Origin of the sequence: Exiguobacterium sp. BG5(2022), assembly GCF_031844365.1 — a bacterium.
In the GTDB taxonomy this organism is placed as follows: domain Bacteria; phylum Bacillota; class Bacilli; order Exiguobacteriales; family Exiguobacteriaceae; genus Exiguobacterium; species Exiguobacterium profundum.
The window spans coordinates 939,896-966,261 of the sequence record NZ_JAUZVB010000001.1 but is presented as its reverse complement, the minus strand read 5'-3'; the positions used below and the strand labels follow the sequence as shown (position 1 = coordinate 966,261).

At 47.9% G+C, this 26,366-nt stretch carries 29 protein-coding genes; 18 read left to right on the top strand and 11 right to left on the bottom strand.

Going from position 1 to position 26,366, the window contains the following annotated elements; genetic code table 11:
* Together Q9R25_RS05005 and Q9R25_RS05000 are read left to right on the top strand one after the other, a co-directional pair.
* Positions 1 to 1,242 (top strand): peptidase U32 family protein, encoded by a 1,242-nt coding sequence (locus tag Q9R25_RS05005; protein WP_196430838.1) that lies wholly within the window; start codon positions 1 to 3, stop codon positions 1,240 to 1,242.
* A 78-nt stretch (positions 1,243 to 1,320) separates the two neighbouring features.
* Positions 1,321 to 2,718, top strand: a complete 1,398-nt coding sequence (locus Q9R25_RS05000) for an MATE family efflux transporter (protein ID WP_215243849.1) — start codon at positions 1,321 to 1,323, stop codon at positions 2,716 to 2,718.
* On the opposite strand, the gene Q9R25_RS04995 is transcribed toward Q9R25_RS05000, so the two are convergent.
* Positions 2,719 to 3,582 carry a DMT family transporter gene (locus tag Q9R25_RS04995; RefSeq protein ID WP_159562436.1) on the bottom strand — a complete coding sequence of 288 codons (864 nt, stop codon included), beginning with the start codon at positions 3,580 to 3,582 and terminating at the stop codon, positions 2,719 to 2,721.
* A gap of 199 nt (positions 3,583 to 3,781) precedes the next feature.
* Here Q9R25_RS04995 and Q9R25_RS04990 point away from each other — a divergent pair, with 199 nt between their 5' ends.
* The gene (locus Q9R25_RS04990) at positions 3,782 to 5,908 is read left to right on the top strand and encodes a DNA topoisomerase III (protein WP_311282876.1); all 2,127 of its coding nucleotides are present in this window, start codon (positions 3,782 to 3,784) and stop codon (positions 5,906 to 5,908) included.
* A 14-nt stretch (positions 5,909 to 5,922) separates the two neighbouring features.
* On the opposite strand, the gene ytzI is transcribed toward Q9R25_RS04990, so the two are convergent.
* Positions 5,923 to 6,114, bottom strand: coding sequence for a YtzI protein (ytzI, locus tag Q9R25_RS04985; protein ID WP_074036770.1), 192 nt, complete (start codon positions 6,112 to 6,114; stop codon positions 5,923 to 5,925).
* 144 nt (positions 6,115 to 6,258) lie between these two features.
* On the opposite strand from ytzI, the gene Q9R25_RS04980 reads away from it, so the two are divergent.
* Entirely contained in the window at positions 6,259 to 7,371 is a 1,113-nt protein-coding gene (locus Q9R25_RS04980) for a PP2C family protein-serine/threonine phosphatase (protein ID WP_214690789.1), read from the top strand.
* A gap of 37 nt (positions 7,372 to 7,408) precedes the next feature.
* Here the strand turns inward: Q9R25_RS04980 and Q9R25_RS04975 are convergent, their stop codons facing one another.
* Positions 7,409 to 8,344 (bottom strand): magnesium transporter CorA family protein, encoded by a 936-nt coding sequence (locus tag Q9R25_RS04975; RefSeq protein ID WP_012726524.1) that lies wholly within the window; start codon positions 8,342 to 8,344, stop codon positions 7,409 to 7,411.
* Positions 8,345 to 8,500: 156 nt separating this feature from the next.
* On the opposite strand from Q9R25_RS04975, the gene Q9R25_RS04970 reads away from it, so the two are divergent.
* A complete protein-coding gene (locus Q9R25_RS04970; protein WP_230872919.1) occupies positions 8,501 to 8,863 on the top strand; it encodes an Hpt domain-containing protein in 363 nt (120 codons plus the stop codon).
* Between the two features lie 35 nt (positions 8,864 to 8,898).
* Here Q9R25_RS04970 and Q9R25_RS04965 read toward each other — a convergent pair whose 3' ends face one another.
* A complete protein-coding gene (locus tag Q9R25_RS04965) occupies positions 8,899 to 9,780 on the bottom strand; it encodes a chemotaxis protein CheV (RefSeq protein WP_074036778.1) in 882 nt (293 codons plus the stop codon).
* A gap of 222 nt (positions 9,781 to 10,002) precedes the next feature.
* Here Q9R25_RS04965 and Q9R25_RS04960 point away from each other — a divergent pair, with 222 nt between their 5' ends.
* From Q9R25_RS04960 to Q9R25_RS04920, 9 genes are all read left to right on the top strand, one after another.
* On the top strand, positions 10,003 to 11,439 hold the full coding sequence (locus tag Q9R25_RS04960; RefSeq protein WP_214690790.1) for an NADP-dependent glyceraldehyde-3-phosphate dehydrogenase: 1,437 nt from the start codon (positions 10,003 to 10,005) through the stop codon (positions 11,437 to 11,439).
* Positions 11,440 to 11,547: 108 nt separating this feature from the next.
* Positions 11,548 to 12,522 (top strand): MBL fold metallo-hydrolase, encoded by a 975-nt coding sequence (locus Q9R25_RS04955; protein WP_031423403.1) that lies wholly within the window; start codon positions 11,548 to 11,550, stop codon positions 12,520 to 12,522.
* The gene (locus Q9R25_RS04950) at positions 12,519 to 13,262 is read left to right on the top strand and encodes an SDR family NAD(P)-dependent oxidoreductase (RefSeq protein ID WP_215243851.1); all 744 of its coding nucleotides are present in this window, start codon (positions 12,519 to 12,521) and stop codon (positions 13,260 to 13,262) included. Before Q9R25_RS04955 ends, Q9R25_RS04950 begins: the two co-directional genes overlap by 4 nt.
* Positions 13,263 to 13,276: 14 nt before the next feature.
* Positions 13,277 to 14,452, top strand: a complete 1,176-nt coding sequence (locus Q9R25_RS04945) for an ABC transporter substrate-binding protein (RefSeq protein WP_215243852.1) — start codon at positions 13,277 to 13,279, stop codon at positions 14,450 to 14,452.
* Entirely contained in the window at positions 14,439 to 15,212 is a 774-nt protein-coding gene (locus Q9R25_RS04940; RefSeq protein ID WP_215243853.1) for an ABC transporter permease subunit, read from the top strand. The genes Q9R25_RS04945 and Q9R25_RS04940 overlap by 14 nt, the downstream gene beginning before the upstream one ends.
* Positions 15,209 to 15,916 (top strand): ABC transporter permease subunit, encoded by a 708-nt coding sequence (locus Q9R25_RS04935; RefSeq protein WP_214781393.1) that lies wholly within the window; start codon positions 15,209 to 15,211, stop codon positions 15,914 to 15,916. The genes Q9R25_RS04940 and Q9R25_RS04935 overlap by 4 nt, the downstream gene beginning before the upstream one ends.
* Positions 15,913 to 16,791 carry an ABC transporter ATP-binding protein gene (locus Q9R25_RS04930; protein ID WP_215243854.1) on the top strand — a complete coding sequence of 293 codons (879 nt, stop codon included), beginning with the start codon at positions 15,913 to 15,915 and terminating at the stop codon, positions 16,789 to 16,791. The genes Q9R25_RS04935 and Q9R25_RS04930 overlap by 4 nt, the downstream gene beginning before the upstream one ends.
* 1 nt (position 16,792) lies before the next feature.
* The gene (locus Q9R25_RS04925) at positions 16,793 to 17,374 is read left to right on the top strand and encodes a CDP-alcohol phosphatidyltransferase family protein (RefSeq protein ID WP_012726514.1); all 582 of its coding nucleotides are present in this window, start codon (positions 16,793 to 16,795) and stop codon (positions 17,372 to 17,374) included.
* Entirely contained in the window at positions 17,371 to 18,297 is a 927-nt protein-coding gene (locus Q9R25_RS04920) for an NAD(P)/FAD-dependent oxidoreductase (protein ID WP_074036789.1), read from the top strand. Before Q9R25_RS04925 ends, Q9R25_RS04920 begins: the two co-directional genes overlap by 4 nt.
* Positions 18,298 to 18,310: 13 nt before the next feature.
* On the opposite strand, the gene Q9R25_RS04915 is transcribed toward Q9R25_RS04920, so the two are convergent.
* Positions 18,311 to 18,664, bottom strand: coding sequence for a hypothetical protein (locus tag Q9R25_RS04915; protein ID WP_215243855.1), 354 nt, complete (start codon positions 18,662 to 18,664; stop codon positions 18,311 to 18,313).
* Positions 18,665 to 18,766: 102 nt separating this feature from the next.
* Positions 18,767 to 19,081, bottom strand: coding sequence for a thioredoxin family protein (locus Q9R25_RS04910; protein ID WP_215243856.1), 315 nt, complete (start codon positions 19,079 to 19,081; stop codon positions 18,767 to 18,769).
* Between the two features lie 123 nt (positions 19,082 to 19,204).
* Here Q9R25_RS04910 and Q9R25_RS04905 point away from each other — a divergent pair, with 123 nt between their 5' ends.
* Positions 19,205 to 19,753: a PadR family transcriptional regulator gene (locus Q9R25_RS04905; RefSeq protein ID WP_084543069.1), complete on the top strand. Its 549-nt coding sequence runs from the start codon at positions 19,205 to 19,207 to the stop codon at positions 19,751 to 19,753.
* A gap of 5 nt (positions 19,754 to 19,758) precedes the next feature.
* On the opposite strand, the gene Q9R25_RS04900 is transcribed toward Q9R25_RS04905, so the two are convergent.
* The gene (locus Q9R25_RS04900; protein WP_311282875.1) at positions 19,759 to 20,589 is read right to left on the bottom strand and encodes an aldo/keto reductase; all 831 of its coding nucleotides are present in this window, start codon (positions 20,587 to 20,589) and stop codon (positions 19,759 to 19,761) included.
* Between the two features lie 72 nt (positions 20,590 to 20,661).
* Between Q9R25_RS04900 and Q9R25_RS04895 the strand changes: the two genes are divergently transcribed.
* Positions 20,662 to 21,192, top strand: a complete 531-nt coding sequence (locus tag Q9R25_RS04895) for an NUDIX domain-containing protein (protein WP_159562421.1) — start codon at positions 20,662 to 20,664, stop codon at positions 21,190 to 21,192.
* Between the two features lie 112 nt (positions 21,193 to 21,304).
* The gene (gene fur, locus Q9R25_RS04890; RefSeq protein ID WP_012726507.1) at positions 21,305 to 21,784 is read left to right on the top strand and encodes a ferric iron uptake transcriptional regulator; all 480 of its coding nucleotides are present in this window, start codon (positions 21,305 to 21,307) and stop codon (positions 21,782 to 21,784) included.
* A 42-nt stretch (positions 21,785 to 21,826) separates the two neighbouring features.
* Here the strand turns inward: fur and Q9R25_RS04885 are convergent, their stop codons facing one another.
* The 4 genes from Q9R25_RS04885 to Q9R25_RS04870 are packed head-to-tail and all read right to left on the bottom strand — an operon-like array spanning position 21,827 to position 25,236.
* Positions 21,827 to 22,663, bottom strand: coding sequence for a Cof-type HAD-IIB family hydrolase (locus Q9R25_RS04885; RefSeq protein ID WP_311282874.1), 837 nt, complete (start codon positions 22,661 to 22,663; stop codon positions 21,827 to 21,829).
* A 19-nt stretch (positions 22,664 to 22,682) separates the two neighbouring features.
* Positions 22,683 to 23,063: a VOC family protein gene (locus Q9R25_RS04880; protein ID WP_074036798.1), complete on the bottom strand. Its 381-nt coding sequence runs from the start codon at positions 23,061 to 23,063 to the stop codon at positions 22,683 to 22,685.
* On the bottom strand, positions 23,060 to 24,229 hold the full coding sequence (locus Q9R25_RS04875; protein WP_311282873.1) for an MFS transporter: 1,170 nt from the start codon (positions 24,227 to 24,229) through the stop codon (positions 23,060 to 23,062). The genes Q9R25_RS04880 and Q9R25_RS04875 overlap by 4 nt, the downstream gene beginning before the upstream one ends.
* On the bottom strand, positions 24,226 to 25,236 hold the full coding sequence (locus tag Q9R25_RS04870; RefSeq protein WP_311282872.1) for an ROK family protein: 1,011 nt from the start codon (positions 25,234 to 25,236) through the stop codon (positions 24,226 to 24,228). The genes Q9R25_RS04875 and Q9R25_RS04870 overlap by 4 nt, the downstream gene beginning before the upstream one ends.
* A 226-nt stretch (positions 25,237 to 25,462) precedes the next feature.
* Here Q9R25_RS04870 and xerD point away from each other — a divergent pair, with 226 nt between their 5' ends.
* Positions 25,463 to 26,347, top strand: a complete 885-nt coding sequence (gene xerD, locus Q9R25_RS04865) for a site-specific tyrosine recombinase XerD (protein ID WP_167365518.1) — start codon at positions 25,463 to 25,465, stop codon at positions 26,345 to 26,347.
* The last annotated feature ends 19 nt before the right edge of the window (positions 26,348 to 26,366 follow it).

Here is a 26,366-nt window from a genome sequence, read left to right as displayed (position 1 = left end):
ATGAAACGACGTCCAGAATTATTAGCGCCAGCAGGAAACTTAGAGAAATTAAAGATGGCCATCCATTATGGTGCCGATGCGGTCTATATCGGCGGACAGCAGTTCGGGTTACGTTCACGTGCCGGTAATTTCAGTTATGACGAGATGCGTGAGGGGGTAGCCTTCGCACATGCGTACGGCGCGAAAGTATACGTCGCTGCGAACATGGTGACGCATGAAGGCGATATCGAGGGGGCAGGTGACTTCTTCCGAACACTTCGAGATATCGGAATCGATGCAGTCATCGTCTCGGATCCAGCGATGATTGAAACTTGTCTTACGGAAGCAGAAGGGTTGCCCGTCCATTTGTCGACCCAAGCTTCGGCGACAAACTACGAGACCCTTCGTTTCTGGAAGGAAGAAGGACTCGAACGAATCGTCTTGGCTCGTGAGGTATCGATGGATGAAATCATTAAAATGAAACAGGAAGTCGATGTCGAAATTGAGACGTTCGTCCATGGGGCGATGTGTATCTCGTATTCCGGTCGATGCACGTTATCAAATCACATGACATTACGAGATGCCAACCGTGGGGGATGTGCCCAATCATGCCGCTGGAAATATGGTTTCTTTGAAGAAGGTGATCTTCTAACAGAAGAGATGGAAGCGCGTGACGAAGAGCCGTTCTCGATGAGTTCAGTTGATTTATCGATGGTCCGCCACATTCCTGACTTGGTGGAGGCAGGAGTCGATAGTTTGAAGATAGAGGGACGAATGAAATCGATTCATTACGTCGCGACGGTGTGTAACGTCTATCGTCAAGTGATTGATGCGTACTGTGAAGATCCAGAGCATTTCGTCTTCGACCCTGCATGGGAAGAAGAAATTTGGAAAGCGGCCCAACGTGAACTCGCGACCGGGTTCTATTACGGGATCCCGACTGAAAAAGAGCAATTGTTCGGGAAACCTCGTTCGATTCCGCAATTTGCGTTTGCGGCTCGTGTCATCTCATACGACCCTGTGACGGGTATGGCAACGCTCGAACAGCGGAATCACTTTTCAATCGGTGAAGAGGTTGAATTTTTCGGACCCGGATTTGTTCGTTTTTCACAAGTCATTGATACGATGGAGGATGTGGACGGTCACCTCCTCGAGTCTGCTAACCAAGCGATGATGACAATTCGTGTAAAAGTGGATCGGCCGGTCGCAACCGATTACATTATGCGTAAGCGAAAAGGTGTGCGTGCTCGTTCGCTCGTTTGACACATCCACCGAGCCAACATAGTCGCCCGTTCCGTTCAATCCTGCTACCCTAAGAAGTAGAGACGGAGGGATGGAAGAATGAACCAAAATACGGAGCAATTACGGACTGAGCCCATCGGCAGACTCCTCTTCAAGTTATCGCTTCCGGCGATGATTGGGATGCTCGTGACGGCGCTCTACAATATCATTGATACGATTTTTGTCGCCCGAGGGATCGGTGCATCGGCAGTCGCTGCCATCGGGATTGCGTTTCCGATTCAGATGATTTTAATGGCCGTGTCGAGTGCCGTTGGTCTAGGTGGGGCGTCTATCAGTTCGAGGAAGCTTGGACGCGGTGACGATGCCGGTGCAGCCGTTACATTCTTGAACGTACTTGTCCTCGTCGGTCTGTTTGCGGCACTTGCGGTCAGTTCTGCTTTCTTTATGTTAGATGAAATTTTGAAAGTGTTCGGTGCGACGACCGAAATCATGGATCTCAGCCGACAGTACTTATCAGTTGTCTTGATCAGTTCACCATTCTTCATGTTCACACTCGCTTCGAGTGCGATGGTTCGTGCTGAAGGACAGGCACCTTATCAAATGAAGGTCATGCTGACGACCGTTCTCGTCAACCTCGTGACGACCCCGCTCTTCATTTTCACGTTCGACTGGGGCATGTACGGGGCAGCGACTTCTACGGCACTCGCCCAAGTCATCGGTTCCGTATTGATGCTGCGCTTCTTCTTCGCCCGAAAACCAAAAACGGAACTGCGCTTCAAGTGGCGTCAGTTCCGGATTCGATTCGATGAGATAAAAGAAATCATGGCAATCGGTTCGTCTTCGTTCATCATGATGGTGTCCCAATCCATTTTATTTGTTGGTGTCAACGTGATGCTCGGTACGTACGGCGGGACCGAAGAATTGGCCATTTTCGCCATTATCAACAAGTTCATGGCGCTCGTTGGTATGCCAATCATGGGAATCGTCCAAGGGATGCAACCAATCGTTGGATATAACTACGGTGCAGAGCGATTCGACCGAATGCGTGAAACCATTTGGACGGCGATGCGGGTCGGGATTGCGATTGCTGTCATCATTTGGTTGATTCTGCAGCTATTCCCGCAAACACTCATGGGCTGGTTCTCGACGGATGAGGCGCTCATTGCTGGCGGTGTGACAGCGATTCACATTTTGTTCGCCGTTTCCTTCCTTCCGAGTGTTCAGATGCTCGTCAATGGAATCTATCAGTCCCTCGGGAAAGCACGCGTCGCTATGTTCTTGTCCCTTTCACGTCAGACGCTCTACACGATTCCGCTCGTCTTTATTCTCCCGTCGTTCCTCGGAGTGTTCGGCGTATGGTTGGCATTCCCAATCGCTGATGCGATGACATTTTTGACGGCTGTTGCTTTGGCATTCTGGGACCGTAAATTATTGTTCCGTCCTTCAGAAGAAGATAAAGAAGCACATGATGTAAATCCAAAAGCGACAAACTTATAATCAAACGTCCGCTCGTGTCGAGCGGGCGTCTTCTTTTAGGAACAAGTATATCCCACCGAGGAGGACGACGGCTCCGATCCATTGGAACGGTCCAAGTCGCTCTCCGAAGAAGGCGTATCCAAATAGCATTCCCCACAACGCCTCTCCAAGAATCGTGATACTGACGACGGTCGCACTGACACGGGCAAGCGCATAGTTGAACAGGTTGTGCCCGAGGATTGTCGGGAAGAAAGCGAGCGCGAGGAAGTACCACCAGTTGATGGATTCAAAGGCAGTGAATGTCGTGCCGCGAACGAGCAACATGAAGCAAAGCACGACCGTCGCAACGAGATATACGCTAAAAGAATATGTATTCGTGTTCATCGAAGCTCGTACATGCTGTCCAACGAGCCAATACCCTGCAATCAATAGGGCGGCAATCAAGGCGAGTAGGTCTCCGAAGAGGGCTTCACGGCCGAGTTGAATGTCCCCCGCAGCAACGAGCATGCCCCCGAGGACAGCGACGAGCGCGAAGGCAAGTCCTTTTCGAGTCGGATTCTTTTTAAAGATGAGTGCATTCCCGATCAACACAAAAATTGGACTCGACGTGACAAATAGTGTGGAGCTGGCAACCGTCGTGTAATCGAGTGACAAAAACCAAAGCCAAAAGTGAAACGCCAGTAACGTTCCGCTAAGAAGTAGAGCGTAGCGAGTCATGAGGCGCGTGGTGATGAGTGATTTGAAATCGACAAACGGTAACAACATGAGACACGTGAACAGCATACGGTAAAATGCGGCAGTCTCGGCAGGTGCCGACGTCCATTTGACGAAGAGGACACTCGTCGATAAGAAAAAGACAGCAGCGAACAAGATGAGATAAGACATGGCGACACTCCTTCACAGTTGTACTTCTCTGTTAATAATATCGGAAAACAGCCACGAGGCAAGACACGATTCAAAAATAGCAAACAAATGCTCCCCTCTCGATGTGTCCATCTTTGACTTGATATAGTAAAATACATAGTAGAAGCTAGCTAATCATGTACGTCTTGCCATTATGTAGGAGGCAAAGTAAGGAGTTCTTATGAGACTAATCATTGCGGAAAAGCCATCACAAGCTCAAAAGTTGGCTGCTCCCTACCCATCAAAAAAGCGAAAAGACGAGATTGAAATCTCACCTTGTCCCCGTTTCCCGGAAGGGGCGATTGTTGTGTGGGCGGTCGGTCACCTTTGTGAACTTCAAGAACCGTCGCACTATCGACCGGAATGGAAGTCGTGGAAGTACGATTCACTTCCGATTGTCCCAGAACGATTTGATTATCGTATTTCAAAAGGGAAGTCGAAACCGTTCTATGCCATCAAAAAATGGCTCCATGATCGCTCGATTACTGATGTCATCATCGCATCGGATGCCGAAAGGGAAGGGGAAGCAATCGTTCGTCTGATCCTCCGACTCGCAGGTAACAAAAAACCGCTTGCTCGACTATGGATCTCGAGTTTGACGGAGCAAGCAGTCGATCGTGGATTCTCGCAACTGTTGCCAGGTGAACAGACGATTCCATACTACCATGAGGCGATGAGCCGCGCCTGTGCGGACTGGCTCGTTGGGATGAATGCGTCTCGTGCCTATACGACGTTGTTGAAGACGATTGGGATTGAAGACGTATTCTCGCTCGGTCGTGTGCAAACCCCGACTCTTGCCTTAATCGTCAATCGCGAACGAGAAATCAAACAATTCGTGCCAGAACCATACTTCGAAGTCGAGGCGACACTTGCAAAAGGTCGAGGCACGTTCAAAGCGAAGTACACGTTTGGAAAGACAACAAAGCTCAAAACGCGTGAGGAAGCTGATGCGGTCGTCAAACGCGCATCTGGAACTGCGATTGTGAAGACAATCGACAAAGAAGAAAAAATTGAGCAACCGCCATTTTGGTTCAGTCTATCCGGATTACAAGCGGAGGCAGGGAAACGCTTCGGATTCGGAGCGAAAAAGACACTTGATATCGCTCAAAAGTTATATACGAAAGGGTGGATTAGTTACCCTCGGACCGATTCGGGATTTGTCACACCAGATGAGGCAATGCTATTTCCACAGACAAAGGCAAGACTGCTGAAGTCCGAAGCCTATGCCGGACTTCGTGACCTTTTGACTGAGGACCCGTCGAAAAATCGACGCTATGTCAATGCCAAGAAAGTCAGTGACCACTACGCAATCATCCCGACGGAGGCATGTGGTGACATCACTCGACTCGGTGGGGATGATGCGAAACTGTATGATTTGATCAATCGACGCTTCCTTGCGGCCTTTGCACCCGCAGCGATGCTCGAGAAGACAACGGTTGATTTGATTGATGGAAGCGACTTGTATCGAGCAAAAGGAACCGTCGTTGTGAGTCCTGGCTATCGACAAGTCGTTGAGATGAAATCAAAAGATGTCGAGCTTCCTGCGATGATGGTCGGTGAAGAATTAAAAGAGAAGAAAGTTGAAGTGTTGTCGAAACAGACAGAGCCACCGAAGCGATATACGGAGGGCGCGCTCATTATGGCGATGAAAGTCGCCGGGAAACAACTCGATGACGAAGAGCTGATTCATATCATGAAAGAAGTAGAGGGTCTTGGGACTGAGGCTACACGTGCCAACATCATCGATGGATTGAAGAAGCGAGGCTATGTCCAACTTCAGAAAAAAGAGCTTGTTCCAACAGACAAGGGTCGCCTGTTGATTGATGTCCTCGGAGATAGTATTTTGGCATCACCCGCAATGACGGCGAAATGGGAGAAGCGACTCCATGAGATCGGTCAAGCATCGGCATCCGCTGCCGAATTCATTGAACAAGCGAAGAAGATGTCCGTTCATTTGGTCGAAGAAGCGAAATCGCGAGTAGAGGCGGCTAATCCAGAGGGCTATACGATTGAGGCGAAACGTTATGGCAAGAAAGGAACGACTCGACCGAAGGCATCATTTGGTGTCTGTCCGAATTGTGGGAAAGGGCTTGTCGAACATCCAAAGTTCATCGGGTGCAGCGGTTATCGGGAAGGATGTCGCTTCACCGTCTCCAAACAAGTGCTTGGCGTCGGACTCGTCAAAGATGAGTTGAAGCAAATGATCAATGGCGGGCAGTCGAACGTCCATACGTTCAAAAAGGGAGACAAGACATTCAATGCCTCATTGTATTTAGAAAAAGGTATACTTCGATTTGAATTCAAATAAAAAAGGGTCGCGCATTAGAGCGGCCCTTCTGTCTGGTCAGTCTTTTCTCTCTTCTTGTCATCTTCAATGCGACGATTGATTTCGTCATAGTCGAGCACGATGTCGTCTTTATTGTCTTTATAGGCGTATCCTTTTTGGATGACGACGATGGATGCGATGAGGACGAGTAAAATAATTAAACCGCTTACGGCGAATATCCAGGCCATATGAACCCCTCACTTTCTCTCTTCAGTATGCCAAACAGTGGACAGGTTCTTCAACTAGAATGAATAGACGGTTATGTCGTGTGCGAGTGAAAAGATATGGTACAATACGATATAGATTACTACGTAGAGAAGGAAGGGATAGTCATGGCGATTTTGATTGTGGATGATGAACCGGTCAATACGCTCGTACTTGAGCAACTGCTTCACCAGCACGACTATGAGACGGTATCGGTCTCGAGTGGGGAAGAAGCGCTCGATTTACTGATGGCCCCACAAGCCGCATCGCTGTATGATCTCGTCCTGTTGGATGTCGAAATGCCTGGAATTTCAGGAATCGAGACGTGCAAACGGATTCGGCAGATGGCTGACTTTGAAGAGTTGCCGGTCATCATGGTTTCCGGACGAACGGAAGAGAAGCAGATTGCCGAGGGACTCGACGCGGAGGCGTCAGATTACACGACCAAACCAATCAAAATAACAGAATTACTCGCACGAATCCGTTCTGCCCTCCGTTATAAGGCGGCTGTTGATGAACGGAAAATTTATGAGACCCGTCTTCAGTATGATTTGGACCTTGCCCAAAAGATTCAACAGAGTGCGCTTACGCCACCAATCAGTAATGAAGAGATTGATGTTCGTGCGCTCTATCTGCCTTCTAAAAAACTAGCCGGAGACATGTACGCGTGGTTTCAGGTCGCACCGGACCGATACGGGGTCATCATCTTTGATGTCATGGGACATGGGGTCTCATCGGCGCTCATCACGATGGGAATCCGTTCAATCCTACCGGGGCTTGTCGGGAACGTGCAATATCCGGTAGACGTCATGACGGAGTTGAACCGTCAGATGACGTTCCTCTTCTCGGGTGACGATATGCACAGCTACTTCACGGCGGTCTATTGCTACATCGACACGACAAAACGTCGAATCGAATATGTGAATGCGGGTCATCCGCCTGTCATCGTGACGTCAGAAGAAGGAAACTCTCGTCTTGAGACGACAGGGGTACCAGTCGGTATGTTCGAGGAACCGAATTATGAATCCAAAGAGATTGACATCACACCGAATATGACGCTTCACATGTATACGGATGGACTCATGGAGTGTTACAGCAAAGATATCGATGATGGGATTCGATGGCTAGAAAACGACGTTTCCACATATGGTCTTGACTATAGTCGTCACGTCGCTGAACAGCTTGTGCCAAAGATTGAAATTGAAGACGACCTATGTCTCGTCACGGTCAAAATCACATGAAAAGAGCCTGACGCAACGTGCGTCAGGCTCTTTTATGCTAGAAATATCGCTTTCGCCAAAGGATATAGAAGGCGAGACCGGAAAATCCAATCATCATCGTGATAGCCATGATGAATCCGAACGGTTGTCCTTCCCATGGAACTTGAACGTTCATCCCAAAAATTCCAGATATCATTGTCGGGATGCTGAGGACAATCGTGATGGATGCCAAGAATTTCATGACGAAGTTAACATTGTTCGAAATGATGGATCCGAATGCTTCCATCTTGATGCTGATGATGTCGTTATAAATCGATGCCATTTCCATCGCTTGTCGGTGTTCGACAAAAACGTCTTCGAGTAGTTCTTCGTCCTCTTCATGCTTCTCCAAACTCGGTGTCTTGACGATTCGGTCCAAGACGCTATCATTCGCTTTTAACGAAGTCATGAAGTAGACGAGAGATTTTTGAAGGTTCATCAACTGGAAAATCTCTTGGTTTCGCATGGAACGCTGCAACTCTTGCTCGAGTTCGTCCATTCTTCGGTCGATTTGACGCAAGAAGCGCAAATACGTCATGCTCACACGATGTAAAATCTGAAAGACGAAGCGACTACGATAGTTTGTTCGGAACAGTCTTGCCTTCCCGTTAGCGAACAAATTCAACACGTCGAGATCTCGCGAGCAGACGGTAATGAAATGTCGTCCGGTCACGATGATACCGAGCGGGATCGTATTATACGTGCGACCTGTATCATCTTCCTCCACATACGGAACGTCGATGATCATGAGAAGTCCTTCATCATCTTTTTCAAAACGTGGTTTCTCTTCGATATCAAGTGGGTCATATACAAAGTCTTCTGGAATGCCGGACGCCTCGATGACTTGATCGGCCTCATCTTTTGTCGGGTTCACGAGTTGGATCCAGCTTCCTTTATCAAAGTCTTCGATTTCATCCACATGGCCTGATGCGTCAGTACGGTAAATCGTCAGCATGCATCTTCCTCCTACCTTAACTCAATCTTATTATAGGTAGCCAAAATGAAGAGTGCAATCCAAAGCAGGAGTTTTTTTGTTTTCTCTCGAAAACGTGTTACAGTGAGAGGGAACGATTGGAATATCGTTTATTGAGGAGGGGTTATATTGACTAGAATGCCCGAAGACGCTCTGTTCAATGAAGAAAAACTAGCAGAGCTTCACCAAATCGCAAACGGAAACATTGAGTTCTTAAATAAAATTGCAACCACATATATCCAGCAGTTCGAGGCGAAGTATCCTGAACTTCAATCGGCAGTCGAGTCGAAAGATTATTCTCGCGTCGAGCAACTCGCCCATTTATTGAAAGGGGCCTCCTATTCAGTTGGTCTAGAACAGACGGCGCTTCTTTTCCACGACCTTGAAGTGGCTGGAGAAAATGCACATCTAGATGGAGCGACCGAAACATTGGCAACCATCGAATCGCATAGTAAGCGATTTTTAACCGAATGGAATACGCATTTTGAACAATTCACATAAAAAAGTTTGCGACGGAGAAGTCGCAAACTTTTTTATTATCCTACAAATTCATCGAGCGTCGCAATCAACATTCCGATTTCTGGTTTCGTGATTTGAGCGTTCGCACCGACGGCTTCCCCTTTATGTTTCAAGTCATCTGAAATGAGTGACGAGAAGATGATGATTGGAAGTGTTGCGTATTGGTCCATCTCACGAAGACGCTTCGTCAAATGAAGTCCATCCATCTGTGGCATCTCAATGTCGGTGATGAGGAGGTCACACTCGGCACCTTCTTGTTCAAACGCATCGAGTGCCTCTTTCCCGTTATTGAAGACAGTCGTATTGAAGTACCCCGCGTCATCCAACGTGTCGAGAATCAATGTGCGGAGCATTTCTGAATCTTCAGCTAGCCAAATGTTTTTGTTCGAGCGCTCACGAGCGCCGAGTCGCTTCACAGATTCGCGAGCCATGATGTCCTTACGTGACAACTCGAGCGCGATTCGCTCATAATCGAGCAAGATGATCATCTGGTCACCTGTTTTGACGACACCGTTTGTAATGCCTTGAACACCACGTGCGAGATCGGACGGGGTATCAATTTGTTCCCAAGAGATGCGTTTGATCTCGGTTACCTGGTCGACACGAAGAACCGACTTCTCACCGTTGAACTCACAGACAATCAAACGATCATCACTTCCGACTTCACGCGGATGGCTGATGACCATCGGAAGGTCGATGACGGTCATGACTTCACCGCGCAGCTCGATTAATCCCATGATGGCTTCAGGCGTACCTGGGAGTGGCGTCAATGGAAGCATCGTGATAATTTCACGTACTTTCATGACATTGATGCCGAACAAGAACGGTCCAGCTTGGAAAATGACGATTTCAAGTTCGTTCGTTCCTGCTTCAAGTAAAATATTATGATCAGTGCTCAATGGTAGTCCCTCCTATTTCACGTACTCTCATCTTTACTATCGGTATCCAATCGATAAATCTACAGTAAAAATAGTGTCAACTCTCATCAGAATTCACAAAAAGTTTCATAGTAACCGTTTACATCTCATAAACTGAATCGTTATAGTTGTCCAATGCAAAAAAATCTGCATACAATGGGGTTGGCAACGAGATATTACAGCTTACTCAGGAGGCAGATAGAGATGATGAGTATGAACACATATCCATATTTATTGAATGGTCAATGGCAGGAATCTTCAAGCAACGAAACGATTGAACTCGTTTCACCATATAAAGACGAAGTCGTAGGTCGCGTTCAAGCGATGTCACGCGATGAAGTCGATGAAGCCATCCATGGCGCAAAACGTGCACAACAAGAATGGGCGGCGCTTCCGGTCAACAAGCGCGCTGAATTATTGTATGCATGGGCAGAAAAACTCGAAGAACGCGTGGATGAGATTGGTCAAATCATCATGCGAGAAGTCGGGAAAAACTTGAACGACGCGAAGAAGGAAGTCGTACGGACGGCGGAAATCATTCGTTATACGGCAGAAGAAGGAATTCGCTTCAATGGCGGCTTCATGCAAGGCGATTCATTCCCAGGTGGCTCGAAAAACAAGATGGCCATCATCAAGAAAGAAGCGCTCGGTGTCATCCTCGCGATTTCACCGTTCAACTACCCGGTAAACTTGGCAGCTGCTAAGATTGCGCCGGCGCTCGTCACAGGAAATGCGGTAGTCTTCAAACCAGCGACGCAAGGTGCAATCAGTGGGATCAAGATGGTCGAGGCTCTTCACGATGCCGGTCTTCCAAAAGGTCTGTTGAACCTCGTGACAGGTCGCGGTTCGGTCATCGGTGACTACTTGACATCACACCCAGGGATCGACATGATCACGTTCACAGGTGGAACGGGTACGGGTCAACATTTGTCACAACAAGCGTCGATGGTACCGGTCGTACTCGAACTCGGCGGGAAAGACCCAGCCCTCGTTTTAGAGGATGCAGACTTGACGTTAGCAGCTGACCAAATTGTCAGCGGAGCGTTCTCATATTCAGGTCAACGTTGTACAGCAATCAAGCGCGTCTTCGTCCTTGAAAATCAAGCGGATGAGCTCGTCGATATGTTGAAAGAACGTGTCGCAAAACTTTCAGTCGGTTCACCGGAAGAGAACAGCTTCATCGTTCCTTTAGTTGATGCGAAGACGACGGATTATGTACAGGGTTTGATTGACGACGCCGTCAATAAAAAGGCAACGGTCGTTTACGGTAATAAGCGTGAAGGAAACTTGCTTCACCCGACATTGCTTGATCATGTGACGACAGATATGCGTGTCGCATGGGAAGAACCGTTCGGACCGGTCCTCCCGGTCATCCGTGTGAAATCACTCGACGAGATGATCGCACTCACGAATGAATCGGAGTTTGGTCTTCAGGCGAGCGTCTTCACACAAAACGTCAATAGCGCCTTCACGGTCGCTGATAAGTTAGAAGTCGGTACGGTCCAAGTGAACGGACGGACAGAACGCGGTCCAGACCACTTCCCATTCATCGGTGTCAAGCAATCGGGACTCGGCGTTCAAGGAATCGGACGTAGCCTTGAGACGATGACACGTGATAAAGTGACGGTCATCAACCTATAATATGAATCATTCATGAGGGAGAGACATCTCCCTCTTTTTTGTTTGATTGAAAACGCATCTTTCAGACGGGTATAATGGAGAAAGACAGGAAGAAGGGGTGGTGATGACATGGCGGACTGGATTTCTAGCCAACTGGCAAGACTCGATATCCCGACACCGTTCGAAGTCGGGAACGTGAACGTATATATCGTTGAACATATGAACCGCTTCTTCATGGTCGATTGTGGACCAGACACAGAAGAGGCGTGGACCTCGTTGAACCGTCAACTTGAAGAGCTTGAACTCTCGTTGGCGGATATCGACTTTTTATTTTTGACACATCATCATGCTGATCATGCCGGACAAGCATGGCGTCTTCGCGACGCATCCATCCCCGTGTACGGGCATGAAAAGCTCGTTCGATACTTAGAGCAAACCCCAAACTTTTTGAAGCGTGGCAATCACTTTTTACATGAATTGGCCGTCTCTTTCGGGGCCCCGGCTCCACTCGTGGAAAAATTACCAGACTATCGCGAAGCGCTTCGCTGGATTGGTCCGACGACTGTCACGATGACGTTTGGGGACGGGCAAGCATTGACCTCGGATGGGGCGTGGCAGACGATCCATTTACCTGGACACGCCAGTGACCAGCTCGGGTTGATTGGTCCCGGAGGAGTCTTGATTGCCGGAGATCACCTCATCGACAAGGTCGAACCAAATCCGCTCATCGAACAGCCGTATGATGACGAAGGATTTGCATCACCCGTCATTCTCTATATCGATTCGCTTAAAAAATTACGCGGGATTGATTTAAAGCTCGTCGTCAGTGGACACGGTGAACCGATTCACCATCCGAATGATTTAATCGAGAGTCGGATTCGCCAACGGTATGAGCGCAGTGAACAATTGCTTGCCGAATGGGAAGATGGACTTAGCGTTTTTGATTGGTCAATGAAGTTATATGGACGAAAGATGCGACGTGGGATGCCGCTCGTCTTCAGTGAAGTGTTTGCACGACTCAGTTTACTCGAGGAACGTGGCGACATCGAGAGACGTCGAGATGATCAAAAATGGATTTATACGAAGAAAGAAGTGATGTCGTGAAACGAGTAGTCATTACTGGTGCGTCAAGCGGGCTCGGTGCCGCATTGGCGCATTCTTTTTATGAACATGGATACAACGTATTGTTGATTGGAAGAAATGAAGAACGGTTAAAAAAGATTGCCGCAACATGTGAAGGGGATTGGATGTGCGCGGATGTCGCAAAGTCAACCGCTCTCGTTCATGATGTGAGCGAACGGTTCGGGAAATTTGACGTATGGGTCAACAATGCAGGCATGGCCGAATTTGATTTTGTGACCGATCAGTCGACGGATGTGATAGAAGAAACGATGCGTGTGAACGCTCTCGCACCGATGCTGTTATCGCGAGATGTCGCCCGCGTGATGGAGCGAGAGGGTATCATCGTCAACATCTGTTCACAGGCTGCGAAAGTACCGACACCTAAGTCAGCCGTCTACGCAGGGTCAAAGGCGGCACTTTTACAGTTTTCGAACGCGCTCAGGCTAGAGTTGAAGCCCCGTGGCATTCACGTCATGACGGTCAATCCAGGACCGATTGCAACGCCGTTCTTTAATCGAGCTGATAAAAGTGGTACATATGCTGAAAGTGTTCAAAGGATCATGCTTGACCCGAAACAATTGGCTGATGCGATTGTCAGAGGAAGTCGTAAGCGAAAACGTGAAATCAATGCGCCGTGGTGGATGAACGTAGGGGCGAATGTGTATGCAATCTGTCCAACCATGTTCGAAATGCTCGCAAAACGGGGATTTGAGAAAAAGTAAAAAGGGGGATTAAGATGAGGAAATGGAGAGTACTGCTCGCAACTGTCATGCTAACATTCGTGGCAGCGTGTGGGAGTGAACAGGCAGTTGAGTTTTCGGACTCGTTTGAAAAAGCAGCGACGACGGCAGAAGGGTCGACCGTCAACCTATATATGTGGGGTGGGGACGAGGGCATCAACAGCTACATCGATGACTACGTGGCACCTCGCCTCGAGGAATCTTACAATGTCGAATTGAACCGTGTCGCAATGGATACGGCAGAATTCATTCGACAATTATCACTCGATAAAAAAGCGGACAGACAAGTCGGGACGATCGATGCCGTCTGGGTCAATGGCGATAATTTCCGAAATGCGAAAGAGGCTGGTCTTCTTCGAGACGGACTGATGGAACGTGTCCCGAACGCCGAGTTATTAAACGAAACGGCCCAGCAATCAGATGCTGGCACCCCGACAGAGGACTTGGAGCTCGCATGGGGGAATGTACAATTCATCATGCATTACGATGCTTCGAAAGTGGACAATCCTCCTCAATCGTTTGAAGAATTACGTCGCTGGACTGAAGACAATCCAGGTCGATTCACGTATCCTGAAGTCACAGATTTCACCGGGAATGCCTTCGTCCGCCATCTATTGTATGAACGATACGGTGACGAGTTGGACCAAAAAGCGACCATTGAGGATTCGTTCTGGGATGACTTGAAAGCGTGGTCTCCGAATTTGTGGAAAGACGGACAAACGTATCCAAAGACGCTCGAACAACTCGATCAGCTCTATGCATCGGGAGAAGTTTGGATGACGATGGGATTCAACGAACGTCGAGCCGAGGCGGAAGTGACGGAAGGGATCTTCCCGAAAGAGACACGCGCGCTCGTCCTCGATCACTCCATTGCCTCGACACACTTTTTAGCAGTCCCATTCAATGCCCCGAATCCAGATGGGGCGTTAGTCCTTCTTCAAGAACTGTTGTCTCCTGAAGCACAGCTTGTCAAACAAGGACCAGAATATTGGGGAGACGGCACATCACTCGACTTAACGAAGCTTGACGTGAATGACCAACGAGCGTTTGAAGAATTAGGGGAGGGTGTCACGTACCCAGATTCGGAGCAGTTGCTCGAACGTTCGATTCCGGATTATGGACCGAACGTGATTGACACCGTCCGCGAGGAGTGGCCACGTGTTGCGAAGTAGTGTCGCAGTGACGATCATGGTGTCGCTTCTTCCTCTCACTGCTCTCGTCTTTCTCGCCATAGAGTCAATGGGAACGGATTGGGGCTCGCTTTTAACAGATGAGACGTGGCGCGATAGTTTCGTCACGACGATTTATGTCGTCAGCGTATCGACCGGTCTATCGCTTGTAATCGGGACGTGGCTTGCAAGAACGGTCGTCCAAAAAGGTTGGCGTTTCCTATCGTCTGTACTCCGACTTCCGATGTTTGTCCCTCACATTGCCGCTGCATACCTGTTTTGGTTATTGTTCACCGGAACGAATGGCATCGGATGGATTGAGGCGAACGAACGAAACTATGTCACGGTCATCCTGACCTATATATGGAAGGAGACACCGTTCGTCTTTTTAATGATGCTCGGGACATATGAGCAATTGAATCGGGGTTACGTCGAGATGGCCAAGACGCTCCAACTCTCTCCGTTTGACCAGTTCAAACATGGGGAGTTGCCGTTTCTGATGAAACCATTACTCGATTCGGCATGGATTTTAATCGCCTTTATCTCGTTCGCATACGAGGTCCCGGCATTGCTCGGCGTGACTTACCCGAAACTCATCGGTGTCCTCGCGTATGAACGACTGTCGACTGGACTCTATTTAGAGGCGACAGAGCCTTATGCGGTCGCCCTCGTCTGGACATGTCTTGTCGGAAGCGGCGTATTCCTATCTTACGTATTGACCGCATCCATACGACGACGAATTGAACGTGGGGTGAGACGATGATTCGACAAGGGCTTCTCATCTGTTTGACGTTCATACCGTTTATCAGCCTCTTTTTCGTAGTCCCGACATTTGAAATCGAGAACAACATGGCAATCGTTCATACGATAGGATTGATTGTGATTTTATCTGGGATCAATGTGTGGCTCTCGATGATGTGTGCCTGGTGGCTATTGTGGACAGATTCTAGATGGAAACATGTCATCGAATGGCTCGTCTTTTTACCATTGTTCATTCCGATGCTGGCCACATTGTTTGGCCTCTATCTGATTTTGGCGGAAGCTGGTCTGATTGGGACGTATGTCGGCGTCACCCTTGCCCTGCTCGTCGTGACGATTCCCTATTCAATCCGCCTCGCCTACAACGGAATGGCGGTCATCGGTCGACCACTTTTGGAACAAGCTCGGATTCTGCCATCGAGACGGCGAGTCATGTACGTGCTGTATCCGCTCTTTTCTAGATTGATGCGGACCATCGCGTTGTTCACGACCGTCATTTTGCTCAGTCAATTTGCGCTGATCCAGTTGATTGGTGCGGGATTGATTCCGACCGTGACGACAGAATTGTATCAATCTTATGCGGGAAACAATCGTGGTCTAGCTCTCTCGAACACATGGATGCTCATCCTATTCCCCGTTCTCCTCTATTTCCTGCTCTCAGGATGGGATCGGTATATGGTGCGTATGCTGAAAGGACGTCTTCAATGAGTTTGAATGTACAAAATCTATATAAACAATTTGGAACGAAACAAATACTAAATGGTGTCGACTTCGAGGTTAAACCTCACGACATTCACGCAATCGTCGGTGTGAGTGGTTCAGGGAAATCGACGATTCTACGAATCATCGCAGGTCTTGAGTCGACTGACAGCGGTGACGTGAAATGGAATCACCGTTCTTTAATCCCTATCCCTGCGCATAAACGGCGCGTGACGATGCTATCGCAAACGGCTTTATTGTTCCCACATTTGACAGTCGGAGAGAATGTCGCGCTCGTGACTCGAGAGCGTTCTCGTAAGCAAGCCGAACATTGGTTACGAGTCGTTCAACTCGGTGACCGATATGATGCCGAGATACACGAACTGTCTGGTGGCGAACAACAACGGGTCAGTCTTGCCCGAGCTTTAGCTGCTGAACCAGAACTACTGTTATTAGATGAACCCTTTACAAACCTTGATCCCAAACTCAAGCTCGACTTGCAGCGTTTTATCCGGGACTTAGTGAAAGAACTCAACTTGACGGCGGTATTGGTCACTCATGATCGGGAAGAAGCGATGCTCATGGCAGACCAGGTGACGCTGATTGATGAAGGCAAGGTGACACGTACGGGGACGGTTGCGGAGTTATACGATACGGCCCCTGGATTCGGTGACTTTGTCATGCTCGATGGAGAACTGCGACCGTTGTCTGAAGTGGAGGTATCCGAAGCGACTGGTGTGTCGGTTCAGTTGATGAAGAAAATTTATCGATTCGGTCAATGTTTCGGGGAATATCAGTTCAAGGATGGACGATCCGTCATGTTACCGACGTGTGAAACGTACCAAACTGGAATGATTTATCGAATTAAACGAAAGGAGGAATAGTATGCTCGATACGTACGGAAGTCGTTACGTTCAACCGGTCATCGAGCGTGGAGCGAATCGATTGCTCAAATGGAATTTCACGCCGAACGAAGTGACAGTACTTGGAGGAATCATCGGAATCTCGACCGGAATCTTTATCTATAATGATATGCACTGGACTGCCGTCATCTTACTGTGGCTATCTGGCTTGTTTGATGTTTTAGATGGGACGATGGCTCGAAAGTCGAAAACGAGTGGGTTTGGAACGGTGCTTGACCTCGTCTTGGACCGATTCGTCGAATTGTCGGTCGTGATTGCCCTTGCCCTTCGTTACCCGGAATATATGCCTATTTTTCTCATTCTGATTGCTTCATTTGTGATCGCCATGACACTGTTCCTAGCTGTCGGTGCGAGTAGTTCAAAGCGCTCAGAGAAGACGTTTTACTATCAGCCAGGAATTATCGAGCGAACAGAGTGCTTCATTTTGTTCACGTTGATGATTCTCTTCCCGAACTGGGTCGGCGGGATTGCTCTTATCTTTTTATTGCTTGAAGTCATGACAATCACACAACGATTCATTGAGGCGCGGAGGATTTTGCGATGAAACCGAAGTTGGTGTTGGCCGGACTTGGACACGGACAGCTAGAAATTCTCGATCGTATTGAGGAGATATGCAAACATTATGATGTTCGCTTCATTGGAGACTGCCAGACGATTTATACAGGTGCGTTTCCACAAGTGATTGCCGGGCTCATGGATTCAGCTACGGTCCGATCACCTCAACTAGAGCCGGTCGCAAAGCGGGTGCTCTCGATTGACCCGATTCAGCAGACGGTTCAAACAGAAAACGGAATGTTTGAATACGATCAACTCGTTTTAGCCACCGGTGCGAAAAGTCGGGGAATCGGCACGCCACTTAAACCGATGTCACAAGCTTTACTCGACCAAATCGAATCGAGTTCACAAGTGACCATCGTCGGAGGCGGGAAGGCCGGCGTAGAATTGGCGTTCACGTGTGCTCGCACAAAAGATGTGACACTGTATGCAAAAGAGATATTACCAGACGTCTCGGTCCATACTAGAAAGCACATCGAGCGATTGTTGGTCAGAACAGGGGTCATGGTCGTCAAACAGGCGTTTCATGCAGACACATCGGAAGGGCTTTTATTGGATGCGACGGGGGTTGTTCCCGTGGAATGGTGGACTGAATCAGGGCTTGCAAAACCTGAGAGTTTTATAGAGGTAGACAAATATTTACGCCATCATCATTTTACAAATATATATGTAACAGGAGATATGGCATCCTCCTTAAATGGAGGCGTCGATGCTGTTAGGTCAGGGCGCTATGTCGGCAAACGGTTACTAGAGGAAACAAGTCGACCATTTCGGAGACGTCAATCGATGAATATCTTACTGACGACACCAGGGCGCGCCTTGCTAACATATGGAAAGTTTACATGGCATGGTCGGACTCCATATTATATGAAGCGGTGGATTGACTCGCGGTATGTTCGGCATTACAAGTAGTCGGAGGTTCACGTTATTCGCTTAAAAGATGACCAATCACGTCGTTCGATTCCGATTCAACGAGTACTTGTGGAATCTCGACCGTACGCTGTGGATCAGGGGGGAACGTGACGAGCCAGGCACGTGTTCCTTCAAACCGATCATCGACTAAGTCATAACGATCATCGACTGTAATGGATTGAATCGTAGCCTGTTTCCCGTTTTCATCGGTTGGTAGCCAATTCTTATTGTGTAGATAGGTAACAGCACTTTTTATGATAGCCGTCTCGTCATCAGACGGCATGGATGGTGACGTGGATGGTTGTATGCAGCCGACCAACATCAACATGGTAAAACAGAGTGGAGTGAAAAGGCGTGTAAACGTCATGATTGTTTCCCTTTCTCATTTGGTTATTTCTTACAGTATAATCGAGGATGACAGAGGTGTGTACAAAAAATTCCTGCAGTCGAATGGGCTGCAGGAATCAGGTCATGCTTGGATCGTATCGAGGAAAGAACGGATTTGCATCTCCGACTTGGCGTTCGCCGAGTGGAGGTGTTCTTGTTTTACCCCGTCTTTATAGTAAAGAAGTGAAGGGATGCCGCGAACTTCTTGTGCATCAGATAGCTCTGGGAGTTCGTCGCGGTCGACGACGTGCCAGTTAAATTGTGGATAGTCTTTGACAAGCTCATCGACATACATGTCTAGACGTTTACAGTCCGGGCACCATGATGTAGTGAAGACCACCATTCCATGATCTTTTGTGGCTTCGTCAAATTGTTGTGATGAATGAATCGGTTGCATAGACAACTCTCCTTTCTTCTATCTATTTTGTCGGGTTTTTAACGGGTCGTCAACAGATTGGCATTCTCGAAACCATTTGAGAATGTGATACACTATTAAAAATAGCATGAGAAGGAAAAGGTGATGGATATGGCGTTACGTCACGCATTGCTCGGGTTATTGACCCATCAGCCTGCGACCGGGTACGCCTTGAACGCGACGTTCAAGGCGCAGATGATTCATTTTTGGAACGCCCATCATACACAGATTTATCGGGAACTGTTAAAGATGGAAGAAGAGGCACTCGTTTCGGCGGAACATGTCTCTCAACAAGAGTTGCCAGACAAAAAAATATACTCCATCACGGATCGAGGACGAGAAGAGTTAATCAATTGGTTACGTCAACCAACGTCGTTCCAACCGAAAATGAAGGATGAAAACCTCCTGCGTGTCAGTCTGCTCCAATTGTTGCCGGTTGAAGAAGCGGTCCGATATATCGAAGAGACAAAGGCACACCATGAGCAGGTCGCACAACAGATTCGTATGTTTCAAGAAGAACATCAATCGGACGAGGATACACTTGGCTATTTGCTGACGAGCGAGTATGCGATCCGAATGATGGAGAACTATGCCGGATGGGCGGATTGGGCGATCGAACAGATTCAAGCACGCAACGAAAAACACGTGACCTGAGCGGATCAGGTCACGTGTTTTGTGTATGGGTGAACCGGTAAACGAGCGAGTAAGCGATCAAGCACTTCATCATCGGTTTTGGTCTCAAATGAACGAATCGTTTCGTTCAATTGCTTGACTGAAGAGGCGCCTGGTAAGACGACGTCACAGAACCGTTTTGCAGCTTCGAGTGCATAGGCTTGAATCGGTGTCGGCATCATCGCCAATTCACTTGCGAGTTCCTCTTTTCGCCACGTCTCAAATCCCTTATCTCCGAGACGAGTCTCCCATTCATCCGTTAATAGGCCTTTGGCAAGAACCCCTCGACCGACGATGGGGATTGAAATGTTGAGCGTCTCTGCCCGGCGGTCGAGTAGGGAATACGGTGTCATGAGAACATCGAGGGCACCGGATTTGACCCAATGGTTGATGACGTTCGGACGAATCGACGAGAGTCCGATTTGTCGGATTAGACCATCTCGTTTTTGTTTTTGTGCCCATTCAATCGTTGCGTCGAGGTCATCCTCGAGCGTGCCGCCATGTATATAATATAAATCCAGATAATCGGTTTTCAATCGCTCGAGCGATCCGTGCAATGCTTCCTCTAAATAGAACGGATCAGGATTCCAACGCATGCCCTCCTCAGTCAATTCGTTGCCACCTTTACTCGCCAAAAATAAGTGTTGTCGCTCTTGACCCAACGTTTCCCCAATCACACGCTCGACAGCTTGTCGTTCATAGACGTCTGCCGTATCGATATTGCGAATCCCCGATTGAATGGCCGTTTCCAGGATATTCTTTGCCTCTTTCTCCCCATGTTTCAAAATCGTCATCGTTCCGAGTCCGAGTTCACTCATTTGGATTCCTCCTTGTTCGAAATGTAGGTTTGACTCATAATCAGAGTATATCGAAAAGTGAGGAGTAATCATATGGAAGAAAAAACGATTGAGCGGGAAGTCATTTATCAAGGCAAAATCTTCGATGTGGAAAAGCATGTCGTTTCCCTTCCGAACGGAAACACGTCTGTACGTGAACTCGTCTATCATAACGGAGCCGTCGCTGTACTCGTCATTGATGAATCGGACAACATCGTCATGGTGGAGCAGTACCGAAAAGCGTTTGAATCGATGTCGCTTGAGATTCCAGCCGGTAAGTTGGAAAAAGGCGAAGAGCCGATGGCGAGTGCCGAGCGCGAGCTCGAAGAGGAGACGGGCTACACGGCGGAATCGCTTGAAAAGATTTTTTCTTTCTACGGGGCACCTGGGTTCTGCAGTGAGCGGGTCGATGTATATGTCGCAAAAGGGTTATCTGCCGGTGAGATGAATTTAGACGAAGATGAATTTTTAAATGTGAAACGATACTCATTTGATGAAGCCGTCGATTTACTGGACCGAGGCATCATTACCGACGCCAAGACAATTATGGCAATCCAATGGTGGCAATTGTCTAGATTGAAATAATTCTAATCTAAGTACTTATATGATAAACTTACATAGTAATGATTTTAAATTGAAAATTGAGTAAAACTTCGGTATGCTTTCAGTAGTGAACTATGTAAAGAGGGGGCGCCTTATGGAAACGCGAATTGAACGAATTAAACAGCAATTGAGCGCCAAAGGATATAAATTAACACCACAACGTGAATCGACGGTACGTATCTTACTTGAGAATGAGAGTGACCATTTAAGTGCGGAGAACGTCTTCATGCTCGTGAAAAGCATCGCACCAGAAATTGGACTCGCAACGGTTTATCGCACATTAGAATTATTGACAGAGCTCGGCGTGGTCGATAAAGTCAATTTCGGTGACGGAGTTGCACGCTTTGACTTACGTCCAGAAGGGGCGAACCATTCGCACCACCATCTCGTCTGTGTCGAATGCGGCTCGGTCGAGGAAATCATGGAAGACTTGCTCGTCGATGTTGAGAAAAAAGTCGAGAGTAAATACGAATTTTTGATTAAAGACCATCGCTTGACGTTTCACGGTATCTGTAAAGTATGCCAAGCAAAAGGCGTCACACTCGAAGGTCATAAAGCAGTCATCAACGGTTAATGCAGAAAGGACAGACGACCCCAACAGGTCATCTGTCCTTTTTCAATGTGTGATATATCGCTCAAGAATCTTCGAAATCCCATCGTCGTTGTTTGATGTCGTGATCTCACTCGCAATGTCGATCAATGCATCGACGGCATTTCCCATGGCAATCCCAATTCCTGCGTATTCAATGATTGAACGGTCGTTATGACCATCTCCGAAAGCGATGACGTGGTCACGATTGATACACAAGTCCTCGAAGACGTGACGCAGCGCCTTCGCCTTATCAATGCCGAAATCGGTGAATTCATAATACATCGCCGCTGTGAACATACTCGTGACCCGACCTGTGAAAGGACCAGCTAATGCAGTTGCATTCTCTCGTAAGTATGAAGGCTCGCCAGCAACGAGAATCTTATGGACGGGGAAGTCGATAATCTCGATTAAGTTCGGTTCTTCTCGCAATTGGAACTGACCGCCTCTCGATTCATATTCGATGATGTTAATCAATTTTCCATTCACTTCAAGTTGTCCCTCGAAAACGTCGCGCACATACATATACGTATCATCGTTAATCATTGGGATGACCTCGTAGTGCTCTAAGTGCTTTAAGATTGAGCGAACATCCTCGATTTGCATTGCTTGTTCAAAAAGCGTATCGCCTGTAGAAGCGTCCGTGACACATGCTCCATTAGAAGAGACAATCAACCCGCCGAACTCGTTCAATTTCAACTCTTGTGCATAGCGAATCATCCCTCGCTTTGGACGTCCTGACGCAAGCACCACTTTGACACCTTGCTCTTGCAATGCAAGTAGCGTGCGCTTCGTCTGTTCCGTGATGATTTTCTCGTCATTTAACAGCGTTCCGTCTAAATCAAGTAAAATTGCCTGGATCATGTGTGTTGTCTCCTTCTGTTTAGATTGTCAATTCGATGATGTTGCCTTCCGGATCAAGGATGACGCTTTCGTAATAACCATCACCGGTCGTCCGTGGACCGTCAACGTGTGTGTATCCATCAAGTTGAAAGCGTTCCGTCAAGGCATCTACCGCGTGTTTACTTCCTAGTGAAAAGGCGAGATGTGCATACCCGGCCGATTCTTTCGGATGTTCTTTAAGGTGAGGTCGTCTCATCAGTTCGAGTCGGCAACGTGAACCTCGAAACGTTAAAAAGTACGATTCAAACTGTTTCTTCTCGTTTTCATATTTATCATTTGACTGTGCATCAAAATAGACTTCGTAAAACCTGCGCATGTTTTCGATGTCGTTTACCCAAAGGGCGACATGTTCAATTCTCATATAGAATCATCTTCTGATGTTCGTCTAATCATTTGATTCAACCGTTCTGTATTGAAGAGCATCCCGGTCATGATTAGGATGATCACAAACGGTAAAAAACGGAGTGAAGTCATAGACACGATTAATCCGAATAACGGGGGGAGAAACGTACTCCCTGAGTAGGCGAATGCCATTTGAAACCCCATCAAACGTTTCGATTGTGCCGAGCCAAACCGATTCGGCGTATCGTGAAGCATACTTGGATAAATCGGAGCCAATCCGAAGCCAATCAGCATCAAGCCGACGAGCATCGTCGCGGAGATTGGGATGAAGAAGAGGATGCTTCCGACAAGGGCGAGTATTTGTCCCATCCGAATCATCTGTTTGTTCGTGAAACGGAACGAGAGGAATCCGCTCACAAACCGTCCAATTGTGATACTACCGTAGTAGATGGACACCCATGCCGCAGCCGTCGCAATGGAAAACTGTTTCATCTGCACAAGATAACTGCTCGTCCATAACCCAATCAACGCTTCGACCCCGCAGTAAAGTAGAAATGTGGCCAATGCATAGGACACTCCGGTCGGTAGCTTGCGATCGAGTGTCGTGACGGCTGTTTCTTGAGGATGTGCAGTGGAATCCTCTTTCTGTTTCCAAAGTGGGAAAGACAACCACAATACGAGAGCTAAACTGAACTGAACGGCGGCGATAATCAAATAGCCGTCACGCCATCCATCCTCTGTTAATACACCCGCCATGACGAGTGGTCCCCCGGTCGCGCCGATTCCCCAAAAGCAGTGTAGCCAGTTCATATGATGTGCTTCGTAATGTTCGGCAACGTAATGATTCAGAGCGGCATCGACGGCACCGGCGCCTAGACCGAGCGGGATGGCGAATACGAATAGCCAACCGATTGAAGGAGCATAGTAGAATCCGAACAGACAGAGCGCTGTGAGTAATGTCGAACCGAACGTGACTTGTTTCGTGTCAAAATGTTTCAATAGTTTACCGCTCAGTAGACTCGAAAGAATCGTTCCACCAGCAATCGTCATAAAAATCCATCCGACCATCGATACCGGTGCGGAGAATTCTTGATGCATAAGTGGCCACCCGACACCGATGAGGGCATCCGGAAGACCAAGACTGATAAATGCGAGATAGATCACGGCCAACAAAACAATCGTCATACGTCACCTCGCGGAATCGTTTCGAGCATCAATTCAATGCCGAGGCGAGCCAGTCCGGAAAAGTAATCCTCTTCCCATTCCCCAATCCGTAGACGAGGAAGGTGACGAGAGGGAAGATATCGTTCGCATGCGCGGTCGATGTGAGACAGATCGTCAGTAATGAGGTCGACGTCTGAAAAGATGAATGTGTGTGGGTTTAGTGTCGCAGCAAATGTAGCGACGAGCCGTCCTAATGCATCGATTTCTTCTTTTTTCAGAACATGTGGTCCATAAGGCTTGTTTTTTATGCGGTCAAAGAAAGTTGCATCATCATAAAGCGGAAGAAATGAAACTTCACCACTAAACCCGGATTGTCCGCGAGCGACATGTCCATCGAGCAAGATACCAGCACCTGGACCATTCTTTCCGAGGCCGAGATAGACGATGGACTGATGTGTTGTGGTCTCATCTCGTATGGAAAATCCATAGACGGCGGCATTCATATCATTTTCAATGACGACCGGAAGTCCAGTTCGTTCCATCAACCAGTTCTTCAAATCTAAATGCGCCAGTGATGGATATTCTGGGGCGAAAACAATTCGACCCGTATCGACTGCAGCGGCGACGCCGACAGAGATGGCACCGATTTTTATTGTGTGCTCATCGAATGTATCGACGAGTTTGCCTAACGTCTCTAAATGCGTGCCTGAGACTAAAGTTACACCTTCTTCAACATTCTGAGTTTTACAGTCAATCAAGCGATAGTGAATCTCGCTCGCTTCGATATATAAGGTCAGGCAACATCGGAATGTTGGATTGTATTTATAACTTTTTGCGGGTCTTCCTCCTTTTGGGGCAAGTTGACCGTGTTCGATGACTTCACTGTGTTCAATCATGTCATCAATCATCTTCTTAACGGTAGGGAATGAAACGTGTGTGGCCTTACTCAACTCGGAAATTGTCGAAACGTTGTGTAGGGCAATTTGCTTTCGGATGTCGACTAGTAATTCATGTTGTGGATCTTTCATCACGATTCAACTCCTATCCACTTTTTAAAATACTTTAATAAGTTATTTGTAGTATAACGTTTCTCATTTGAAGATGCCAGAAAAATAAGAATTCTGAGATGTATTTTTATCACGTAAACGTTCACAAAAAAGTGAATAAAAAATGAGGTCAGACATCTTCACAACAGTTTACATAAGTGATATGCTGTAAGCGTATTCAGGTGAAACAAGGAAGGAGGAGGGTATGATGCGTTCGCATATCGAGTCATTTCTTCAATACATGACAGTTGAAAAGCGGATGTCCGCGAATACGAGACAGGCGTATGCGAGCGATTTGACGCAGTACGCATCGACCTTGACCCAACTTGGGGTAGAAGAGTGGAATGAAGTGACACGTTCGCATATCGTCAAACATATCGAAGAACTGTCACAGGCGGGGCGTGCCTCGTCCTCATTAAGACGAGCTGTCAGTTCGATCCGGATGTTTCATCATCATCTCAAAATGACCGGAGTCACGACGACCGATCCGTCTCTTTACCTAGAATCTCCAAAAGCAGAAAAGCAACTTCCGGATACATGGTCACAAGCGGAAGTTGAACGTCTGTTGGACAGCGTCCCGACGTCGGACCCGCTCTCGTTACGAGACCGAGCCATGCTTGAATTGCTTTACGGGACAGGGATGCGGGTCAGTGAACTTTTAGGTTTGGATTTGGATGATTTGCAGTTCGAATTGGGGTATCTACAATGTGAAGGGAAAGGCGAGCGCGCAAGAATCATTCCGGTATCCTCGGTTGCCCAAAGTTTTGTCGAGCGTTACATCCAACAAGCTCGTAACGGACTTGGCGGCAGAGAGACCGAAGCGCTCTTTTTAAACGGCAGAGGAGGACGGCTCAGTCGCCAAGGATTTTGGAAGATGATCAAACGACGAGCCAAACTTGCTGGAATTGACAAAGAAATCACACCGCACGTACTCCGTCATTCTTTTGCGACACACCTTCTCGAGAACGGTGCGGATTTACGCGCCATTCAACAGATGCTCGGTCATGCGGATTTAGCGACGACGCAAGTGTATACACACGTCAACAAATCACGATTGCATGATGTGTATCGTAAGCATCACCCTCGTGCCTAGACACCGAAAAGGAGGAATT

Bases quoted from the DNA above. Each gene is read 5' to 3' on its own strand.
- Q9R25_RS04905 (WP_084543069.1), top strand. From the start codon at position 19,205: ATGGATATGGCGTTACGTCACGCATTGCTCGGGTTATTGACCCATCAG.
- Q9R25_RS04955 (WP_031423403.1), top strand. From the start codon at position 11,548: ATGGCGGACTGGATTTCTAGCCAACTGGCAAGACTCGATATCCCGACA.
- Q9R25_RS04970 (WP_230872919.1), top strand. From the start codon at position 8,501: ATGCCCGAAGACGCTCTGTTCAATGAAGAAAAACTAGCAGAGCTTCAC.
- Q9R25_RS04945 (WP_215243852.1), top strand. From the start codon at position 13,277: ATGAGGAAATGGAGAGTACTGCTCGCAACTGTCATGCTAACATTCGTG.
- Q9R25_RS04900 (WP_311282875.1), bottom strand. From the start codon at position 20,589: ATGAGTGAACTCGGACTCGGAACGATGACGATTTTGAAACATGGGGAG.
- Q9R25_RS04875 (WP_311282873.1), bottom strand. From the start codon at position 24,229: ATGACGATTGTTTTGTTGGCCGTGATCTATCTCGCATTTATCAGTCTT.
- Q9R25_RS04925 (WP_012726514.1), top strand. From the start codon at position 16,793: ATGCTCGATACGTACGGAAGTCGTTACGTTCAACCGGTCATCGAGCGT.
- Q9R25_RS04895 (WP_159562421.1), top strand. From the start codon at position 20,662: ATGGAAGAAAAAACGATTGAGCGGGAAGTCATTTATCAAGGCAAAATC.
- Q9R25_RS04960 (WP_214690790.1), top strand. From the start codon at position 10,003: ATGATGAGTATGAACACATATCCATATTTATTGAATGGTCAATGGCAG.
- Q9R25_RS04920 (WP_074036789.1), top strand. From the start codon at position 17,371: ATGAAACCGAAGTTGGTGTTGGCCGGACTTGGACACGGACAGCTAGAA.
- Q9R25_RS05000 (WP_215243849.1), top strand. From the start codon at position 1,321: ATGAACCAAAATACGGAGCAATTACGGACTGAGCCCATCGGCAGACTC.
- Q9R25_RS04910 (WP_215243856.1), bottom strand. From the start codon at position 19,081: ATGCAACCGATTCATTCATCACAACAATTTGACGAAGCCACAAAAGAT.
- Q9R25_RS04930 (WP_215243854.1), top strand. From the start codon at position 15,913: ATGAGTTTGAATGTACAAAATCTATATAAACAATTTGGAACGAAACAA.
- Q9R25_RS04870 (WP_311282872.1), bottom strand. From the start codon at position 25,236: ATGAAAGATCCACAACATGAATTACTAGTCGACATCCGAAAGCAAATT.
- Q9R25_RS04990 (WP_311282876.1), top strand. From the start codon at position 3,782: ATGAGACTAATCATTGCGGAAAAGCCATCACAAGCTCAAAAGTTGGCT.
- Q9R25_RS04935 (WP_214781393.1), top strand. From the start codon at position 15,209: ATGATTCGACAAGGGCTTCTCATCTGTTTGACGTTCATACCGTTTATC.
- Q9R25_RS04915 (WP_215243855.1), bottom strand. From the start codon at position 18,664: ATGACGTTTACACGCCTTTTCACTCCACTCTGTTTTACCATGTTGATG.
- fur (WP_012726507.1), top strand. From the start codon at position 21,305: ATGGAAACGCGAATTGAACGAATTAAACAGCAATTGAGCGCCAAAGGA.
- Q9R25_RS04980 (WP_214690789.1), top strand. From the start codon at position 6,259: ATGGCGATTTTGATTGTGGATGATGAACCGGTCAATACGCTCGTACTT.
- Q9R25_RS04995 (WP_159562436.1), bottom strand. From the start codon at position 3,582: ATGTCTTATCTCATCTTGTTCGCTGCTGTCTTTTTCTTATCGACGAGT.
- Q9R25_RS04885 (WP_311282874.1), bottom strand. From the start codon at position 22,663: ATGATCCAGGCAATTTTACTTGATTTAGACGGAACGCTGTTAAATGAC.
- Q9R25_RS05005 (WP_196430838.1), top strand. From the start codon at position 1: ATGAAACGACGTCCAGAATTATTAGCGCCAGCAGGAAACTTAGAGAAA.
- Q9R25_RS04880 (WP_074036798.1), bottom strand. From the start codon at position 23,063: ATGAGAATTGAACATGTCGCCCTTTGGGTAAACGACATCGAAAACATG.
- xerD (WP_167365518.1), top strand. From the start codon at position 25,463: ATGCGTTCGCATATCGAGTCATTTCTTCAATACATGACAGTTGAAAAG.
- ytzI (WP_074036770.1), bottom strand. From the start codon at position 6,114: ATGGCCTGGATATTCGCCGTAAGCGGTTTAATTATTTTACTCGTCCTC.
- Q9R25_RS04975 (WP_012726524.1), bottom strand. From the start codon at position 8,344: ATGCTGACGATTTACCGTACTGACGCATCAGGCCATGTGGATGAAATC.